Annotated in this window: 14 protein-coding genes; 9 read left to right on the top strand and 5 right to left on the bottom strand. The window is 49.8% G+C overall.

Translation table 11 applies throughout. The features are described from left to right. The first annotated feature begins 8 nt into the window (after positions 1–8). From rplM to mgtE, 3 genes are all read left to right on the top strand, one after another. On the top strand, positions 9–476 hold the full coding sequence (gene rplM / locus Pan161_RS12695) for a 50S ribosomal protein L13 (RefSeq protein ID WP_145232652.1): 468 nt from the start codon (positions 9–11) through the stop codon (positions 474–476). A 288-nt stretch (positions 477–764) separates the two neighbouring features. Then, entirely contained in the window at positions 765–1,151 is a 387-nt protein-coding gene (gene rpsI / locus Pan161_RS12690) for a 30S ribosomal protein S9 (protein WP_145232650.1), read from the top strand. 174 nt (positions 1,152–1,325) lie between these two features. Then, positions 1,326–2,711: a magnesium transporter gene (gene mgtE, locus Pan161_RS12685; protein ID WP_232103718.1), complete on the top strand. Its 1,386-nt coding sequence runs from the start codon at positions 1,326–1,328 to the stop codon at positions 2,709–2,711. 10 nt (positions 2,712–2,721) lie between these two features. On the opposite strand, the gene Pan161_RS12680 is transcribed toward mgtE, so the two are convergent. After that, the gene (locus tag Pan161_RS12680) at positions 2,722–4,581 is read right to left on the bottom strand and encodes a MutS-related protein (protein WP_145227331.1); all 1,860 of its coding nucleotides are present in this window, start codon (positions 4,579–4,581) and stop codon (positions 2,722–2,724) included. A gap of 161 nt (positions 4,582–4,742) precedes the next feature. Here Pan161_RS12680 and Pan161_RS12675 point away from each other — a divergent pair, with 161 nt between their 5' ends. Then, a complete protein-coding gene (locus Pan161_RS12675; protein ID WP_145227329.1) occupies positions 4,743–5,618 on the top strand; it encodes an amidohydrolase family protein in 876 nt (291 codons plus the stop codon). Between the two features lie 63 nt (positions 5,619–5,681). Next, a complete protein-coding gene (locus tag Pan161_RS12670) occupies positions 5,682–6,584 on the top strand; it encodes a hypothetical protein (protein WP_145227327.1) in 903 nt (300 codons plus the stop codon). Here the strand turns inward: Pan161_RS12670 and der are convergent. Then, on the bottom strand, positions 6,581–8,014 hold the full coding sequence (gene der, locus Pan161_RS12665) for a ribosome biogenesis GTPase Der (RefSeq protein WP_145227325.1): 1,434 nt from the start codon (positions 8,012–8,014) through the stop codon (positions 6,581–6,583). The genes Pan161_RS12670 and der overlap by 4 nt on opposite strands. Before the next feature lie 321 nt (positions 8,015–8,335). Here der and hpnC point away from each other — a divergent pair, with 321 nt between their 5' ends. From hpnC to Pan161_RS12650, 3 genes are all read left to right on the top strand, one after another. Next, positions 8,336–9,307, top strand: coding sequence for a squalene synthase HpnC (gene hpnC / locus Pan161_RS12660; protein ID WP_145227323.1), 972 nt, complete (start codon positions 8,336–8,338; stop codon positions 9,305–9,307). 807 nt (positions 9,308–10,114) lie between these two features. Beyond that, positions 10,115–12,961: a ribonucleoside-diphosphate reductase subunit alpha gene (locus tag Pan161_RS12655; protein WP_145227321.1), complete on the top strand. Its 2,847-nt coding sequence runs from the start codon at positions 10,115–10,117 to the stop codon at positions 12,959–12,961. A gap of 72 nt (positions 12,962–13,033) precedes the next feature. Beyond that, positions 13,034–14,113, top strand: coding sequence for a ribonucleotide-diphosphate reductase subunit beta (locus Pan161_RS12650; RefSeq protein ID WP_145232648.1), 1,080 nt, complete (start codon positions 13,034–13,036; stop codon positions 14,111–14,113). Positions 14,114–14,400: 287 nt separating this feature from the next. On the opposite strand, the gene Pan161_RS12645 is transcribed toward Pan161_RS12650, so the two are convergent. From Pan161_RS12645 to Pan161_RS12635, 3 genes are all read right to left on the bottom strand, one after another. After that, complete coding sequence (locus tag Pan161_RS12645) at positions 14,401–14,991, bottom strand: hypothetical protein (protein WP_145227319.1); 591 nt, start codon at positions 14,989–14,991, stop codon at positions 14,401–14,403. A gap of 3 nt (positions 14,992–14,994) precedes the next feature. After that, positions 14,995–15,711: a hypothetical protein gene (locus Pan161_RS12640; RefSeq protein WP_145227317.1), complete on the bottom strand. Its 717-nt coding sequence runs from the start codon at positions 15,709–15,711 to the stop codon at positions 14,995–14,997. Positions 15,712–15,809: 98 nt separating this feature from the next. Further along, the gene (locus Pan161_RS12635; RefSeq protein WP_145227315.1) at positions 15,810–16,943 is read right to left on the bottom strand and encodes a hypothetical protein; all 1,134 of its coding nucleotides are present in this window, start codon (positions 16,941–16,943) and stop codon (positions 15,810–15,812) included. Positions 16,944–17,803: 860 nt separating this feature from the next. Here Pan161_RS12635 and metE point away from each other — a divergent pair. Next, complete coding sequence (metE, locus tag Pan161_RS12630) at positions 17,804–20,122, top strand: 5-methyltetrahydropteroyltriglutamate--homocysteine S-methyltransferase (protein ID WP_145227313.1); 2,319 nt, start codon at positions 17,804–17,806, stop codon at positions 20,120–20,122. Positions 20,123–20,195 lie beyond the last annotated feature (73 nt).

Raw genomic sequence — 20,195 nt, 5'->3', positions numbered from 1 at the left:
AAACCTATATGGCAAATGCTAAGACTGTTAACCCTGAGTGGTTCGTTGTCGATGCAGATAATCAGATCGTGGGTCGATTGGCCGCAAAAATTGCGACCGTTCTGATGGGCAAGCACAAGCCAACCTACACGCCTCATGTGGATACCGGAGATTATGTGATTGTCGTAAACTGTGATAAGGTAAAGTTTTCCGGTAAGGAACTTGCCCACGACTCACACCCCTATTTCTCTCAGAAGATGCTGCAAAAGAGCTACGCGACTTACTCGGGTTATCCCAGCGGTCTGAAAGTAGTGACAGCGGAAAAGAAACTGGAACGGGGTCAATCGACTCATGTTCTCTCCGAAGCCGTCCGCCGCATGCTTCCCAAAAATAAATTGGGCCGCCACATGTTGAAGAAACTCAAACTCTATGCAGGCCCTACACACGAACAACAGTCACAACAACCTCAGGATATGCCAGCTCACCTGCTGCCTTAATCTGAGCAGAAGCAGACAAACTTCTATTTATCCCTTTTCAGAATAATAAGATAAGAGTAGTTAACCGTCATGGATAATGAGACTCCAGAAGAAGAAGTAACAACCGGAACACCGGAACAGCAGACGCCAGTTGAGGGTGAAACAGCCACTTCAGAAGAAGCGACCGCTGACTCAATGACAACGACATCCGGTGTACCTGAGTTGACTTTGGGTTCCGGCGTGCCTGCTGAGACCGAAGAAGACGAAGTCATCAAACCAGAGCCTGTGATTCGGGGGAAACTGGATAAAATGGGTGTGGCTATGGGGACCGGGCGTCGCAAAACTGCTGTCGCACGGGTTCGCATCAAAGCTGGTTCCGGAAGTCTGACCATCAATGGCCAGTCTCTGAATGACTATCTGCGTGTCGAACGGGATCGTCAGATGGTCGAAGCGCCTCTGAAAGCAACTGAGACCTTCGGTAAAGTCGATGTCTGGGTGCGAGTCACCGGTGGCGGAACCACAGGTCAGACCGGTGCCATTGTGCTCGGTATTGCCCGTGCTCTCGAAGCCTACAATAATCAGTTCCACGAAACACTGAGTGCCGGTCGCTTCCTGACTCGTGACAGTCGTATGGTAGAACGCAAGAAATTCGGATTCAAAAAAGCACGCAAGAGTTTCCAGTTCTCAAAACGATAAACTGCGTGTGATCAATGTCAAACAACACCTGATTCTGTTGTTTGTATAAAATCATCAACACCCTGGCTGGCGCTGATTCCGGTCAGGGTGTTTTTTTACAGAGAAGCGGGTCGGGATTGGCAGGAGAGTGGATCTGCTCCTTCTTACTGCCTGGTATGACCAGAATTCGGTTTGTTGAACAGATCAACATCTCAGGCAAACGAGGCATTCCGCATGTATGGGCGATTATTGCTACCTGAGCTTCAGGTACTGCTGGCAGAAAATGATATCGCAGGTGTCAAAGAGTTCTGTGACGCGCTCTATCCTGCCGTGACCGCAGAGATCCTGGCGGAACTCGAGAGCCAGAAGGTCTGGCGTGTCCTCAGCTGTTGCGAGGCCCAGAAACAGGCCGAGATTTTTCAGTTCCTGCCTCTGCCTCAACAGATCGAAATTGTCGGCGTGATCGAGCGGGGACCGCTTTCCAAACTGATCGAAGAGATGGCGCCTGACGACCGTGTCGACCTGCTCTCGCGGATGGATGATGAACATGTGGAAGAACTGCTGCCCCTGATGGCGCAGGCAGAACGCAGCGATATCCGTAAACTGCTTTCGTATCCCGAAGACAGTGCCGGCGCAATTATGACGACCGAATACGCGTCGTTACCTGAAAATATCACGGTCGCTCAGGCGTTGGAACGGTTGCGTCAACAGGCACCTGACAGTGAAATTATTTCCTATATCTACGTAGTAGACGAAGGGCGTCGTCTGCAGGGAATTGTCTCTTTGCGCGAGCTGATCTTCACCCGCCCGGCGCGTCCCCTTTCAGAAATTACCAATCGCGATGTGATTTCGGTGCGCGTCGACGACGATCAGGAGTTTGTCGCCCAGCAGATGGCCCGCTTTGACTTTATCGCCATTCCGGTTGTGGATCATCAGAATCAGCTGGTCGGTATTGTGACCCACGATGATGCCATCGATATTATGCAGGAAGAGGCGACGGAAGACACCTATCGTCTGGCGGCGGTGGAGCCACTGGAAGACAGCTATCTTTCCACGCCATTAAAGACGGTCATTCAAAAACGCGTTGGCTGGCTGATTTTCCTGCTGGTGCCCTCCTTTCTGGCGGCGAAAGTGCTTGAGCATTTTGAAGGGGTATCGGACAGGTTTGAATGGCTGGTCCTGTTTATCCCCTTGATATTGGCCAGCGGCGGTAACGCTGGTTCACAATCCGCTACCTTGATCATCCGGGCGATGGCCCTGGAATCAAATATTCAGCGCGAAGAATTACGTGCGCTGCTGCATAAAGAACTGCAGCTCGGTCTGCTGTTAGGGAGCATGCTGTCGGTGATCAGTTTCCTGGTTTCGTGGGCATTCACTTCGCAGTTGATACAGGCATCGGTCGTCGGTCTGGCGGTATTCCTGGTGGTCTTGATGGGGATTTCCGCAGGAGGCATGCTGCCGATGGGCTTCCGCAAACTTGGAATGGACCCCGCACTGATGTCGAATCCTTTCATCACCGCGCTGGTAGATATCCTCGGCCTGATCATTTATTTTCAGGTGGCGCTCTACTTGGTCGGCTGAGGGAACTTGCTTACTGTTTCAGATCCGCCGATTCCGGATCTTGTTCGGTATCCAGTGCTTTCAGTTCAATGCCCATCATCTTCATCAATTCCAGGGCATTGCTGTGTTCCACAATCCCGGGACGCATCCGGTAATCAAATGTCATTTTCCCATCGATCAGCTGATCTTCAAAATGCACATTCTTTGCCAGTGATCCAAACTGGTCCGTGATTTCCGTGAGCGCCAGATCATGCGTGGTGACAATGCCGATGCCACCCCGTTCGATCAACGTTTCAATCACGCTCTGGGCACCGATGCGACGATCATGCGAATTGGTTCCCTGCAGAATCTCATCCAACAGAAACAGGACCGGCTCCGGTGCGTCTGCCAGATGCACGACCGCCGAAAGTCGCGCCACCGACTGATAAAACAGCGAGGCGCCCTGCTGCAGCGAATCCTGAACACGCATGGCGGTACCGGCCTGCATGGGAGTCACCGTCAATCGTGTTGCCCGGACGGGGGCACCTGCCAGCGCGAGGACGAAATTGGTTCCCACCGTCCGCATCAAAGTACTTTTGCCGGACATATTGGAGCCGCTGATCATCAGCAGGCGGTGTTCTGTATTCAGCGTGACATCATTGCGGACCACCTGGTCGAGGGGAATCAGCGGATGTCCCAGTTCAACGCCTTCGAGTCGTGGACCACTGGTTGTATCAACAATTTCCGGAAAAGGATCTTCAGGATGTTCGTAGGCATAACCGGCCAGTGAGCAGAGTGCCTCGAACTCGCCGACCGCTGCCAGCCATTCGGGACAGTGTGGTCCTACCCGCTGCAGCCAACGCTCGATGGCAAACATATAGTGGAACGGAATCCCCAGTAAGATCGTAATGGGAGCCGAAAACTGATTACGAAAACAGTTATTCAGTCCCTGAATGTTCCGTCTGAGTTGGGCAATACTGCGTGATGGAGGAACGCCATCGGTCTGTAATGCGGTAATAATCGTTGTTAAATGCGGAGACTGAAACTCACGCTGTTCAATCAATGAGAGCACATCGGAAAGTACCGACAGGCCATCGCGGACTTCATCGGTCTGATTCAGCAATTCACGGATGCGTGAGCCAATTCCGAATAACAGACAGACCTGGATGATGATCGCGATGCAGATCGGAGCAATGCCCGAATAGGACAGTAGCCAACTGATCACAGCCAGTGCGGCGAAGACCCCGGTCACCATCGAGGCCCATTTCAGGCCGGCGGGAATTTGAATCAGAGGCTGTTTGACCCAGTCCGACAGATGAGTCTGTTCGATATCGCCGTGCTGTTCCGCTTCCAGCAGTTCGAGGGTTTCGCGAAAATCCAGTTCGTTTCGCAGTTCCTCAACCGACTGTTGCCGCGCCCTGATTTCTTCAGCCGTCGCAGGAGTCAGTAACCAGCGGGCCAGTGTCTCTTCACCCAGTTTCGTGCGGGCAGAGCAGATCAGTTGAAACAGGGAACCACGTCCCAGCAAGTCCAGGTCGCCGGCGTACATATGCTGGGGATCGTAATATTCTTCCCCCGCAGGTCGGACATCAATCCATTGGTGATTCAGGCGATCCAACGCGGTCCGATAATAAGCTTCCGCTTGGCGTGCCCGTTTCAGGCGACGGATACAGCGGGCATGTAAAATGATCAGCAATACAAATACCAGAATCGGGGCGGCAATCCATTTCAGGCTGAGAGCACCCCAGACCGTAGCCGCCAGCAGGACAGCGATACCAGCAATAAATACCAGGCCTCTGAAGGTGGAAAAGCGATCGCTTTGTCTGACGAATGCCTGTACCTTGCCCGACCGGTCTTCAAGCCGACGTTCATACTCGATTCGGGGATTCTGTTGAATTGGGGAAGGTTGCATCGAACTGGTAAACTATCGAGAACTCTGACTGGTTAAAGCTCACTTCTAACCTATTAGCAGGCGCAATACCAGCGTAAACAGAGGCGAATTCTGATTTGCAATGGGTCTAAAATCCGGGTAAAACAGGACTTCCATTTCCGTTCCCACTGGAGTCTTCTCACATGGATTCGATCCCCGTTATCGACACACATCAGCATCTCTGGGATTTAGACCGGTTCCAGCTCCCCTGGCTCGCTTTACCCGGCATGGACGTTCTGCGTAACAGCTTTCGTATGGCCGATTATCTTGAGGCAACCCGCAATTGTCCCGTCGCAAAATCGGTGTACATGGAAGTGAATGTACATCCGGATCTGCAGCGACAGGAAGCACAATACGTGCTGGCATTATGTGAAGCAGACGATAATCCGATGTCCGGTGCCGTCATCGGTGGCTGTCCCGGCGAAAGCAGCTTCGCCGACTTTCTGGAAGAGTTTGCCGGCAATCCATTCGTGAAAGGAGTCAGAACCATCCTGCACGATCCCGACCGTCCGTCGGGCATGTGTCTCACGCCGCAGTTCAAAGAAAATATCCGCCTGCTGGGAGACCTGGGTTTGAGCTTTGATCTGTGCATGCGACCCGCCGAGATCCAGGACGCCGTCGAACTGGTCGACGCCTGCCCGGAGACACGTTTCATCATCGATCATTGCGGCAATATGAGCGTGCAGCCCGATCAGCAACAGGACCGCCCGGACTGGGAACAGGGGATGCGGCGGATGGCTGAATGCGAACGGGTGTTCTGCAAGATCTCGGGAATCGTCGCGACCGCCACCAGGGGAGCCTGGCAGCCTGCAGACCTCAAGCAGAACATCGACTTCTGCCTGGATACGTTCGGAGAAGACCGCATCTTCTTCGGCGGCGACTGGCCCGTCTGCACACTGACGGCCGACTTCGAAAGCTGGTACCAGGCACTGCGGTGGATTGTGCAGGATCGCGGAGAAGCGTTCCAGCGAAAGCTGTTTCACGATAACGCGGAAGCCTTTTATCAGCTCAAAGGGTGACACCTTTTAATTCCCGACTGTGCATAAATCCAAAAGCTTATTCCATACCAGGGAGGCAGAAACATGAGACGAATGATTTTCACGGGCCTGATCTTGATGAGTTTGCCCCAGGCGGCTTACTCGGAGGAGATCAATGCAGCAGCGAGCGAGGCGCTGATGAAGCTGAATCGGGAGTTCATGAATGCGCACGCGGCCGCCCGAAAGTTGGATCTCGCCTCTGGCGGGCCGATCATTCTGCTCGAGGATGGAAAACTCGTTCTGGTCCGCAATGGTTCGGAAACGACGACGGAGATCATTCTTACCCGGTACGATACGGTGAAAGTCTTTGCGCATATGCCGGTCGCGATCTATCTCATGCTCGGCCCACCCGGTGCCGGCAAGCTCGACACGCAACGTCTGCAACAACTGGCTGAGTATCATGGGCAGATCGACCGGGTCGAGAAACAGATCGAGCACATGGGTTTGGAACGGACCAGCCTCAAACGGCAGAAACAGCTGCTGGCTGATTCCAGGCAGTTCCTGGAAAAGGTGATTCAACGGCAACAGTTCAGCACCGCAGAGCTGCAGGCTTTCACACGCCGTATGCTGCCGATGATTCAAGCGAATATTGCCGAAGCCGCGGCGAGTCAACTCGATACCATGCATGAGCAGGTCATGACCTGGAAAAAGGAAATGACGCCGGAAGAATGGCAGAAGCTGCGCGTCTCGGTGAAAGGTGCTGTGCTGGCCCGCGATGGCAACCTGGCGATGCAGTACTTTGAACGTCTGCTGAATCTCGAGGGGCCTGGCATGCGGCTCATTTTTATGGAGCGTTATGCACCTCCCACACCGATGTTGACCCTGCTGGCCACGCGCTCGGTCGATCGCGGAATCAGCATTGCCTTTTTCGACAATCCCGACCGCATGTTCCGCGACGTCCTCGCAGACGCCGCGGCTGCACACATCAGGACAATGAAATTCGACTAGACATTGTCCCCTTTTTGATTTCGATGCTCGTTCGGGCTGAAAACTTCGAAATCATCCTGCTCGACCATGTCCAGGCTCGGGCTCGATTCGTCTTTCGCATCTTTCGGACGGTAATAGATTTTAATCGGGATCTCTTTAAAGGGGAGTGCCTCCCGCAGTACGCCGCTCAGGTAGCGCTTCCAGGATTCGGTAAACAGTTTCTGGTCGTTACATTTCAAGACGATCGTCGGCGGCTCGGTGGCCACCTGCGTCGCGTAGTAAATTTTGGGACGGTGGTTTTTGGAGTAGGGGGGCTGATTGTTCTGGATCGCTGCTCTTACGATTTTATTCAGTCGCCCTGTCGAGACACGAATCCGCGACTGTTTGTAAATCGTCTGTGCCAGGTTGATGACCTGCTTGATGTTGCGCGAGTCCTTTGCAGTGACAAACGCCACGGGAGCGTGCCGCATGGTGCGGAACTGGGACGTCAGATATTCATCCCATTTCTCCGAGGTCATTTTCTTTTCGCGGCCCAGATCCCATTTATTGATCACGAAGATACAGGGTTTATGATTTTCATCGATCTCGGCGACCAGCTGTTTGTCGACTTTGGAAACCGTCTCCTGCGAATCAAAAAACATCAGGACCACGTTGGCGCGACGGATGCTGCGTTTTGCCCGGGTTAAGCCATAAAATTCAATGTCGTTCGCCAGACTTTTCCGTTTTCTTACCCCCGGGGTATCGATGGCAAGAAAGGATTTGTCGTCGAATTCAAACCGGATGTCGACACTGTCGCGGGTTGTGCCGGCAACTTCACTGACGATCATCCGCTCCGACTCAGCCAACGCATTGATGAAGGTACTTTTGCCGACATTCCGCCGACCGACGATCGCAATTTTCAGTTCGGGATCCGCCGACAGCGTATCTCCTTCCGATTCTTCCAGCTCTTCTGCCGGGGGCAGCTGATCCATGATCTCATCAAGTAATTCATTTCGGTTCCGATTCCCTTTGACACTCGTCAGTACGACGGGGGAATTCGTCAGGCGAAAGAACTGTGCTGCTTCATCATCGGTTTTGGTGGAATCGCATTTATTGATACACAGGATTTTGGGTTTCTCAATCAAGCGTAATCGCGTGGCGACTTCTTCATCCAGGTGCGCCACACCCAGGGAGCCGTCGACGACAAACAGGATCAGGTCGGCTTCATCAATGCCGACCTGGATCTGGCGTTCGATGTCTTCTGAGAGGTCGTCGCTGTCGGTGATGCCGATTCCGCCGGTATCAACCAGTTCAAAATAGCGATCTTTTTCATGGACCAGGTACGTGACTCGATCGCGAGTAACACCGGCGGTCGGGTCGACAATCGCCACCCGGTGTCCGGCGAGCCAGTTGAAAATGGAACTTTTGCCAACATTGGGGCGCCCTACGATAGCAATTTTAGGAATGGCCATGGTCTTTACGTTTTTCTTTGGAAAGCGTTTTCAGTGTGAATCGAACAGGATTGGGTTGGCTCTCTTGATTTCCAGAGGCGGGACCTGTATCCCTTTAGTCTGCTGGTATCAGAATCTGTTGAGCGCCCGCCGATTCGAAGTATGTATATTCTGCTGGCATTCAGAGCGTGCTGATGCCGGGCGGTTATGAAACAGAACTCGACAGGCCGCCTGTGACGGCTGCTGGCATAGTAAGCGGTTGAGTCATATTTCTTATAGATTATCCAGTTGGGAGACGATTGTTAATCAACTGGCGCTATGCGTTTGGGAAGTTCCGGCTAAATGACGGCATTTGAGCATGAATTGGCGGCCTGGGGGCCCGATTCCCCCTGTTTTCAGGGAACGGATGCTCCAGTCTCCCTGGCTGAGGCCCAAGCGTATTGCCGTAAAATCGCCTTGGGACATTACGAAAATTTCCCCGTTGTCTCCTGGGCATTGCCGCGGGACTTGCGGCAGCACTTTTATAACGTCTATGCCTTCTGCCGCTGGGCCGACGATCTAAGCGATGAAATCGCAGACGCCGACCAGTCACTCCGCCTGCTCGCCTGGTGGCGGTCGCAACTGGTGGACTGCTATCAGAACATTCAGAACGCTGTAGAGGAAGAACCGTCGTCGTTCATGCCGCGTCTGCATCCGGTGTTTATTGCGCTGACTCCCACCATCGTTAAATATGATTTGCCTCAAACCGCCTTCGATGACCTGATTCAGGCGTTCGAACAGGATCAGCATATCAGCGAATATCAGACCTTTGCAGAACTGCTTTCGTACTGCCAGAGAAGCGCCAATCCAGTGGGGCGGCTGGTACTGCATCTGTGTCAGACTGTTACTGAGGAAACAGTTGCCTGGTCCGATTCGATTTGTACCGGATTGCAGCTGGCGAATTTCTGGCAGGATGTCGCCCGCGATTTCGAGATCGGCCGCATCTACATTCCCCGGGAAGATTGTGAGCAGTTCGGCTATACCAGAGCGCAGTTTGAACGAAGTGAATTCAACGAATCATTTCAGAAGTTGATGGCGTTTGAAGTGCAACGCGCGCGGCAGTACCTCCTGGCTGGTATGCCTTTGATTGCACAGCTTCCCGGACGCCTGCAGGTCGACATCGATCTGTTTATCCAGGGGGGATTGAAAATACTCGATCACATCGAACAGCAGCAGTTCAATGTCTGGAAGCAGCGCCCCAAAGTATCCCGTTTCGAGTTCGGCGTACTGCTGATACAGAGTCTGCTGCGGCGTTTTGCTGGCAGGAATCGTTGATTTGCAGGACCCTCAGCATTTTGTTCCAGGTCGCAGCAAGCATGAAATTTTGATGAAGAATCACACATTTCGATGTTTTGCCCTCTTTTAAGCTGGTCGCATTTTGCAAGATGCGGGGGCATTGCGAAGTTTGCCGGTCAGCTGATTCAGAAAAAAAATCTTTTGTGTTTTTCGGTGATCTGAAGATTGGATTTGGATGAAATTTGTGTGTAGTTTCTACAAATACAGTGTTTTGCAGAGTCTCGCTAATGAATCTTGACATCTTTGGACGATGTCCAACATTTAGTATTGACTACTGAAATATACACACTATATTGGGTGTTATGAGTGAGTGACTCACACAAATTACTAAACGGGTGTTTCGGTGTGGGTCAAAAAAAAGGTGGTTTTACCAAGTCTTCCGACAGTGTTTTTTTGAATAGTTCCGGGCCGTGCTCCAGTCTCTCTCCAGACCGCACAAAATGCCTGCGACCTGCTCATGAAACCTGTCTCTCAGGGGTTTGGTGGAGCCTCAGCTCTCACATTCAGATGGTTTTAGAAATCGAATTTCAGATCAGTGAGGGTTTCGTAAGAGCAAATGGAGTTGCCAGTTCATGCACCATAACAATGCTGCCTGCCTGCTCCCGTCTCTTCATGTTTCCTGTCTTGTCTGTTCTTACATTTCTGGCCCTCTCCTGTGAGCTCACTATGTGTGGGGCACTGTGCGTGCAACTGCGGTCTCATCACAACGTTTCTAATTGATACACAAGCTGCTGTCGGCATGGACACAGCCGGATTTTTAGCATTCCATTTAAAGGAGGCAATCGAATGATTCGAGCGCAAACAGAATGGATCGTCACTAAGCGTGGAGGTAGAACTGCCTCCTTTGATGCTTCGTTGATCGGTCGTGCAATCTCTAACGCTTTCCGCGCGGAACTCAATCTCGCAGACAATCAGCCACTCGATGATGAAATTCGGATGGAAATTCCGGAAATGGTCGAGTCGGTGGCCAATGAAATTGCTTCCGCAGCCAGTAGTGATGCTGGTATTGAAGTGGAAAAAATTCAAGACGTTGTTGAGATGATGCTGATGCGTCGCGGTCACTACCGTATTGCACGCCGTTATATTGTCTACCGTGCAGATCGTGCCAAGCTTCGTGCTTTACGCGCTTCTACTGATCTGGCGGATGAGTCTGACACGATCAAATCGACAACGCCCCGGTTTCATGTGATTCTGACCGATGGGACTAAGACACCCTTCGATGAAGCCCGCATTCTGGCGCGACTTTCCGACGCCTGTCGCGGACTGGAAGGTGACTGTTCTGCGGAAGCGCTGCTGGAAGAAGTCATGCGTTCGATCTTCGATGGTATATCTGTCGAAGAATTGTATCGTGCCATGATTCTGGCAGCCCGGACCCGTATTGAACGCGATCCTGCCTACGATACCGTTGCTTCGCGCCTGATGCTCAAGATTATCTATAATGACGCTTTGGGAAATGCGCCCTCTGACGTCAATGAATTGAATCAACTGTATGTGGATCGTTTTCCACAGTTCCTCAGTGATGGAATTGAAGCCAAACGATTGACTCCCGATCTGCACAAGTACGATTTGAATCGAATTGCTCTGGCTCTCAAACCAGAGCGGGATCACCTGTTCCAGTATCTGGGACTGCAGGCCATTTTCGATCGTTATCTGCTGCACATTGATGGCCGCCGCATTGAAACACCTCAGTATTTCTGGATGCGTGTTTCCATGGGACTGGCGATTCAGGAAGCCGGTGATGTCACCGGACGGGCGATTGAGTTCTATAACATTCTTTCCACGTTCCGATTTACATCGGCAACGCCGACGCTGTTTAACTCTGCCACCCTGCATCCTCAGTTGAGTTCCTGTTATCTCTCGACAGTCGACGACGATCTGGACCACATTTTCAAATGTGTAGCCGACAACGCCAAGCTTTCCAAGTGGGCCGGCGGACTGGGTAACGACTGGACACAGATCCGGGCCACCAACTCCCACATCAGTGGTACCAACGGCCAGAGCCAGGGCGTGATTCCGTTCCTGAAAGTGGTCAACGATACTGCTGTTGCTGTGAACCAGGGCGGTAAACGCAAAGGAGCCGTCTGTTCGTACCTCGAAACGTGGCACATGGATGTCGAAGAGTTCCTCGACCTGCGTAAAAACACAGGCGATGACCGACGACGGACCCATGACATGCATACGGCGAACTGGATTCCCGACCTGTTTATGCGTCGTGTTCGCGAAGATGCCGAGTGGACTTTATTCAGCCCGAATGATGTTCCCGATCTGCATGATCTTTACGGTCAGGCATTCGAACAGCGTTATGCCGAATACGAAAAGATGACCGAAACCGGTGAGCTCAAACTCTTCCGTCGTATTTCAGCCGTCGAATTGTGGCGTAAGATGTTGACTCGTCTGTTTGAAACCGGTCATCCCTGGATTACCTGGAAAGATCCTTCCAATCTGCGTTCGCCTCAGGACCATGCCGGCGTTGTGCACAGCAGTAATCTGTGTACCGAAATTCTGTTGAATACCTCACGGAATGAGACGGCTGTCTGCAACCTGGGTTCCGTCAACCTCAAGCTGCACATTGTTGATGGTCAGCTTGATCTGGGAATGCTGGAAGAGACCGTTCGGACTGCCATGCGAATGCTGGATAACGTAATTGATATCAATTACTACCCCACTGCAGAAGCCCGTAATTCGAATACCCGGCATCGCCCCGTTGGTCTAGGCCTGATGGGTTTTCAGGATGCTCTCCTGGCTCAGGGAATCAGCTATGCCAGCATGCAGGCTGTAGAATTTGCTGATGCCAGCATGGAAGCGATTTCGTATTTCGCGATCCTGGCTTCTTCTGAACTGGCTCGTGAGCGTGGTCGATATGAATCTTATACTGGTTCCAAGTGGGACCGTGGCTTACTGCCCATTGATACGCTGGATCTGCATGAAAAAGAACGGGGGGTTCCGATTGAAGTGGATCGACAGACCCGCCTGGACTGGCAGGTCGTGCGGGATTCGATTGCACAGAACGGTATGCGTAACAGCAACGTGATGGCAATTGCTCCCACGGCGACGATTTCGACCATCATTGGTGTGTCTCAATCGATTGAGCCTTCCTATAAGCATCTGTATGTGAAGAGCAACCTGTCCGGCGAGTTTACCCAGGTCAACCTCTTACTGGTGGATGATTTGAAAGCCCTGGGTCTGTGGGATGCAGATATGCTGGAAGCCCTCAAGTATTATGATGGTTCGGTCACGGAGATTGATCGGATTCCCGATGACTTGAAGGCCCGTTATCTGACGGCATTCGAAGTGGAACCCAAGTGGACCATTGAATGTGCCGCCCATCGCCAGAAATGGATCGATATGGGACAGTCACTCAACCTGTATTTAGCAGAACCTTCCGGCAAAAAATTGCATGATATGTATATGCTGGCCTGGGAACGCGGGTTGAAGACCACCTATTATCTGCGAACTCTGGCAGCCACCCAGGTTGAGAAATCAACCGTGGACGTCAATAAGTTTGGAATTCAGCCTCGCTGGATGAAAAACGCAAGTGCCTCTGGTGATATTCAGGTCGAGCGGACTGCAGCCACACTGGTTACCCCAGGTGAGAGCTGCAATCTGGATGGCGACTGTGAAGCGTGCCAGTAGTCACGACGTTTTTATCCTGTTGTAAATTATGCTCACTTTAAATTTAAAAATGGATTTCAAAGAGGTGTTATGATGACAATTCTTAATACAAACTCAGCTTCAACCAAAAAAAATGCCCCCCTGAAAGATACTCCCGAGGGTCGTTTCAACGCAGATAAAAAACGTTTGATTAACTGCTCTCAGGTCGACGTCAACCAGTTGATGCCACTCAAGTATCACTGGGCCTGGGAACATTATCTGAATGGTTGTGCGAATCACTGGATGCCAACGGAAGTCGGCATGACCAAAGACATCGAGATGTGGCGTTCCAATAAGCTCAGCGATGGCGAGCGGTTTGTGATTATGCGAAACCTGGGTTTCTTTGCGACAGCCGAGAGCCTGGTAGCCAATAATATTGTGCTGGCCATTTTCAAGCATGTCACCAATGCGGAAAGTCGTCAGTACCTGTTGCGACAGGCATTTGAAGAAGCCGTGCATTCGCATACCTTCCTGTACATCGTCGAAAGCCTCGGGCTCAATGAGTCGGAAGTCTTCAACATGTATCATGAAGTTCCCGCGATTGCGAAAAAAGATCAGCTGGAAATGGAGCTGACTTCGGAAATTCTGGATCCCGATTTCACCACCGATACCTTCGAAGGGGCACAGGCCTTCCTGAAAAACCTGATCGGTTACTACCTCATCATGGAAGGGCTGTTCTTCTATACCGGTTTTGTGATGGTGCTTTCCTTCCATCGTCGCAACATGATGACCGGGATCGGTGAACAGTTTCAATACATCCTGCGGGATGAAACGATTCACTTGAACTTCGGTATCGACTTGATCAATGGAATTAAACAGGAAAATCCGGAACTCTGGACTCCCGAATTCCAGCAGCTGATTGTTGACCGTATGAAGTATGCCGCCGAACTGGAAATCGAATACGCCAAAGATTGCCTGCCGACCGGTATTCTCGGTCTGAACGGCGATCTGTTCCGCGAATACGTGCAGCACATCGCTGACCGTCGCCTGGAACGCATCGGCCTGCCCGCCCAGTACGGTTCTGCGAATCCGTTCCCCTGGATGAGTGAAACGATGGACCTTTCGAAGGAAAAGAACTTCTTCGAAACCCGCGTGACCGAATACCAGAGCTCCGGTTCATTAAACTGGGACTGATTCGTCCGCGACTAAAAGACAAAGGCACCCTCGCAGGGACCACCGATTGGTGGTCCCTTTTTTGTGTGGGGAGGTCTGAGTAGAGTAACTTATTTTGGTAGATCGTTACTAATATTCAGAGACGAATGCTAAAGACTGATAAAGGGAATAATTGTGGGTGAGAGTTACAAGAGTTGTATGGACCTGACCCCTCATTCGCCTTCTATTTCATTATCCGTCACTTTTATGAAGTAGGGATGGTGAATGGATGGAGAGACCAACTCTGAAATTTTAGCTAGTCGAATTTATTATTCTTTCAAAGTAAGTTCATAATCATCTCCCGCTTTTCCTGAGTCAACCATATCTGCAAATAGTTCTTTTTCTGACTCTGTTAGAACATCACTTTGAAGAAGTCTTCGATGTGAAAAATCGCAAGCTAAAATTCTATATTTGAGAGAGCTTATTCTTTTAATATGAGAAGCTTTGTCTTGCATAGTAGGCAACTCGTCCAATAAAACATCAACTTCTTTTTTTAAATTATTACAGTAGTTGGCTATCTCAATAATTTGAGAAACGATTGATTGATGTTTAGCGATCTTGGTTTGTTTTTCTAGTTCAGTAGCCTGCTTCTCGCTGATTTTACGGCTAAGATTTATATCTTCTCTCTGTAATTTTAGTTCGCTTGTTTGGAACAATAAACCTGCTAAAAATAGCAATGTTCCAGCAAAGGATGTAATAGCTGTAAGATGTCCTCCCCAAAAGTCCCCTCTTAAAGCACCTTCTTGCCATGCTTCTTTGTTAATTGGTGCCGATGGCATTTCATAAAGAAAGGTCCAGCAAAAACCGGCTATTATTAAAATAAAAGCTAATACAATACACACCCAGGATAGGATATTCATATTTTACTCTTGAACTGAATTATTAGATTTATTGATTTCAAATAAGCGTTGATGCCAACGCACATCTGGGAGGACTAAATTATATTTGGATTGCCAATATGAGAAATCCTGATAAATAATGCATGCTATGTTATTAACATGATTCATAATAACTCTTAGTTGAACATTAAGAGCATAAAGTACTCTGTGTGTTGGGTAGTTATCATAAATGTCCAGAAATCTTTTCAGCGCTGTGTCTTTATCTTTTGGAATCTTGTGCATAATTCCTGCCCCATAAATAAAGGCATAAAATATTTGTTTAAGTGTGTAATCATTAATTGAAAATGGATGAGTCGGAGAGTCTAAAATTTTATAAAATGATTTCACTTCATTATGAATCCATGCTTTCCGTATATCACACGAACTGTGCTTGCAATATCTATCTGCTGCATCCTTTAGTAAATAGTCTTTGCGTTCCATAAATAATTGGCGAAAATATGCTGCAACAAAAATAAAATCCTCAAATCCAGGAACTGAAGCATCAATTAAATTCGAGCCATGTTCCTGAAATTTTATATCAGACTTCTTCCATTTGCTTTTATTTATTTGGCTTTGAACCTGAATGAAATGAGCAAATATATTTGAATCATCTTTTGAGAATTCAGAAGCATCTTTAATCTCTCCGGGGCCTCTCCTTAAGAGTTCTCTAGGGTCCCCCATCACTACTGCTCCATATTTCATTTTGCACCTCTTAAATTATTGACTCTTGTGTTTCTTAAACATCTGAAGAAAGAGGATCCTATTGATCTCACTATTTTCTATCGTCTCGTAAGTCATGACTATGAGATGTCAAAAGTACTCTCTCTAACTCCTTGAACAAAAAATTCAGGAAGTGCTTTCAATTCCTTATAGGCGTTTGGAAGCAGAGATTTCTTCGTATCTACTCTTTCACGAATAAATTCAGAGAATTTTACCATAGTCTGAAATGCGTTAGCAGCTTCATGGTAATGAGGAAAATATCCCGCATGTACGACTCGATTCCGAAGGTCGTACACATTTTTCTTCCATTTACCAACGATAGACATATCTTTTGACATATCCCAACTGCCACCCAAAGAATGACTAATATGATTTTTAATTCGACGCATAAATGGGACTTCATCAAATTCAGTATTGATCTCTAATTCTGTTAATCCATCTATCTTACGAATATGGTGAAATAAACCATTTAACATTGTCTCTGAACACATCCCGAGAAAAACAATTGTCTCGCGTGGGTATCCGGTATAAAGATAACGACGAGACTCAGCAAAAAATTGTGAAGCTGCCACGAATTTGTTTTGTTTCTGATCGACATACATACCAAGACCTTCAATTGCATGAAGGGCATTGCCTTGGACGTTGAACATGATCTTTTCATAATTGAAAGGATTAGAACTTGTAAAAACTGGACCAGACATCAGAGTCTTCCAGTCTGTTAGATCATAAACTCTAGAAAAGATGTAGAAATATTGTTCTGGAGATACAGGAAACGCCTTGCAGTCTTCAAACATCATGCGGTAAGCATTTACATAATTATTAAGTCGATTTAGTAGATGTGACAAAAAACTATATTGTAATAAATGCGACTCCTCGTTTTCTGTATTAACAATTGAAGCTAATTCATCACATTCAGGCATAAAATACATTGCTTCTACACGAGTGCGGAGTTCAGGTGAATTAAGAGCACTGTCTGGAAAGATCGCTTCATGTTGAGGTGTCTCGTATTTATCAAAAATAAAAGCAGTGACTTGATTGTTAAAAGTCGTGAAAAAAAGTGTTTCATTTTTGAATGGTAATTGGAAACGAAGTGGTACCGCGAAAACTAAGCAGTATTTAGGAGTGATCTTTTTATTCACCTCTTGCTCAAGATGCTTCTCGTAATATTCCTTGCAAATAGTCAGTGAGCGTTCAAGTGGCAGTGGTGAATTCATAAAATAATTCCTCTTCGATAAAAACAAAACTCAATGTGTTTCAGACACAACTTGCTTTACCGTGGTTCGATAATGATGGTTTGAATTGTAAAAGATGGAAATGATAGAGTTGAATAAATTCTTTCTGAATAAGACAAATGAACCGAGAAAGATGAGATGATGTCATAGGTAATAACATCGATGACTAAAAACATCAGTGATTCAAATCCAACTTTGAGTCACTGCCAATTAACAATCCATTTTTACTACCCCACCCAATGATCGTTTTGACTGATTTTCAAGTTGACGCAATGGCCGGCGGCTGTTAAGCTCTGTCTCTGGAATTGAGAAGACGCCTTGATTGCGGCTTTTCTTCCAGCGTCCTTTTGGTTTTCACAGGAAAACAGGTATGACCCTTTATATGCAGCGTGTGCACTGGTGTGACCGGCTGTATGTCTCGCCCGAATACAGACGGGTGGGAGACGCCGACGAATCTGACATGCCCCGGGTCTGAAACGGACACTGCCGTTGCGCGCCTGCTGTGATGCATGCGTCTTTCACTGCGCGAGTACTATCAGAGTCCCTCTGCGCAGATGTCTGCCCTGCTGCGTTCTTTGATTGGAAGAACGTCTCCGCCTGCGCGCAGCCAGCTGGCTCTGTCTACTCATCGTGTCCCGTTTCGGACCATTAAACTCATCGACCCCCTTATTATTTGATCACGGTTTGTGAACACACTTCCGGTCTGCGCACAACTTGCGCTCGAATCGCGGAACGCTTCACAAACACGGTTACGCTACCGGTGCGCACAGCTTCTGGAGACGGTATGCGCACCAAAGTCTATTTAACAAACCTGTTCATTTCAAAATAAAAGGAGCCTCTGAATGGCTATTGCTACGAATCTTGGATTCCCCCGTATTGGTGCGCATCGTGAACTGAAACGAGCGGTCGAAAAGTTCTGGACTGAAAAAATCAGCGAAGCAGAACTGCAGCAGATCGGTCGCGACCTGCGTGAAACACACTGGAAGCTGCAACAGGCAACAGGAATCGAACAGATTCCGTCGAATGATTTCTCCCTCTACGATCAGGTGCTGGATACGACAGCCATGGTCGGCGCGATCCCGGACCGTTTTCAATGGACGGGCGGTGCCGTCGATTTGACAACCTATTTCGCAATGGCGCGAGGCGGAAAGGGGGGCAAGTCGGTCGACGCGACTACTGCCGGTGTCGCCGCGCTGGAGATGACCAAATGGTTTGATACCAACTATCATTACCTGGTGCCCGAGTTTGAACCCGAACAGCAGTTCCAATTGGCTTCGACTAAAGTCATCGACGAATTCCTGGAAGCGAAAGCGTTAGGCATCGAAACCCGTCCGGTCATTCTGGGGCCTGTCTCCTTTCTGCTGCTGGGGAAGTCGGGTACCGCTGACTTCGACTGCTTAAGTCTGCTCGATCGCCTGCTGCCCGTATATGTGGAAGTGCTGACCCGCCTGTCAGCCGCCGGTGCAAAGTGGATTCAGATCGACGAACCCTGTCTGGTACTCGATCTGACGGCTGAGCAGCGCGTCGCCTTTCAGCGGGCCTACGATCCGCTTTCGATGATCGCGGGCGGAATTCAGATCGCGTTGACGACCTACTTTGGTCCCCTCGCGGAAAATCTGTCGACTGCGGTTGCATTGCCGGTGGCTGCGTTGCACATTGATCTGGTCCGCGCTCCTGAGCAGCTGGATGACGTGCTGGAACAACTGCCGGCAGAAGTGGCGTTGTCGCTGGGCATCATCGACGGGCGTAATATCTGGAAGAACGATTTCGAGCAGTCGCTGGCGTTGATCGAGAAAGCCGTCGACCGGATTGGCGCGGATCGAATTCTGATCGGCCCTTCCTGTTCGCTGTTGCATACGCCCGTCGATCTGGAAAACGAAACCGATCTGGACCCTGAGCTCCGGCAGTGGCTGGCTTATGCCCGGCAGAAGCTGGAAGAAATCTCCGTGCTGACTCGATGTATCAATGCAGGGAGAGAGAGTGTCGCAGACGCTTTGTCGGCGAATCTGACCGCGATGAATGCCCGCCGCAATTCGCCGCGCGTGCATCGTCCCGAGGTAAAAGAACGCAGTGCCGCCGTGACGGAACCGATGCGGACCCGCAAGAGTCCTTATGCAGAACGCCACGTTTTGCAGCAGAAGACGCTGGATCTGCCGCTGTTTCCCACAACGACCATTGGTTCGTTTCCGCAGACGGATGAAATTCGCAAGGCGCGTGCTGCATTCAAGAAAGGGGAATTGACAGAGTCGGCTTACGAGCAGTTTCTGCAGGCGTGCATCGCCAGTGATATTCAGTACCAGGAATCCGTCGACCTGGATGTGCTCGTGCATGGCGAAGCCGAACGCAATGACATGGTGGAATATTTCGGCGAGCAGCTGGAAGGTTTTCTCGCGACGAAAAACGGTTGGGTGCAAAGTTACGGTTCCCGCTGTGTGAAACCGCCGATCATTTTCGGTGATATTTTGCGCAAGGGGCCGATGACGGTAAAATGGACCAAGTACGCGCAGTCCTGCACACAGAAACTGATGAAAGGCATGCTGACCGGGCCGGTGACGATTCTGCAATGGTCGTTCGTCCGCGATGACCAGCCTCGCAGCGAAACCTGTCAGCAGATTGGCCTGGCAATACGGGATGAAGTGCTGGACCTCGAAGCTGGCGGCATCCGGATCATTCAGATTGACGAGCCAGCGGTTCGCGAAGGCTTGCCGCTGCGTCGTTCCGACTGGCGCGCCTATCTCAAATGGGCGGTCGACTGTTTTCGCCTGTCGGCAGCTGGTGTCGAAGATGAAACTCAGATTCATACGCACATGTGTTATTCTGAATTCAATGATATCATCGAAGCGATTGCTGCCTTGGACGCCGACGTGATTTCGATTGAAACGTCGCGGAGTAATATGGAATTGCTGGATGCATTCGTTCAATTCCGGTATCCCAATGAAATTGGACCGGGCGTGTATGACATTCATTCGCCCAGAGTGCCGACGGTGGAATGGATGGTTGATCTGCTTGAAACAGCATTGAACGTGCTGGAGCCGCGACAGTTATGGGTCAACCCGGACTGTGGACTGAAGACCCGTAAATGGGACGAAGTCAGGCCCGCTTTACAGAACATGGTTGCCGCAGCCAAGTCACTGCGTGCGAAAGTGAATCTGACGGAATAATCCTGCCGACAAGGACAGACGCCTGTTTGTGTTCAGCTGCGGAATGACTGGAAACGGTCATTCCGGGCTGATT

It is taken from the genome of Gimesia algae (assembly GCF_007746795.1).
Taxonomy (GTDB): domain Bacteria; phylum Planctomycetota; class Planctomycetia; order Planctomycetales; family Planctomycetaceae; genus Gimesia; species Gimesia algae.
Note: the sequence above shows the minus strand (reverse complement) of the source record. Positions and strands in the feature narration are given on the sequence as shown.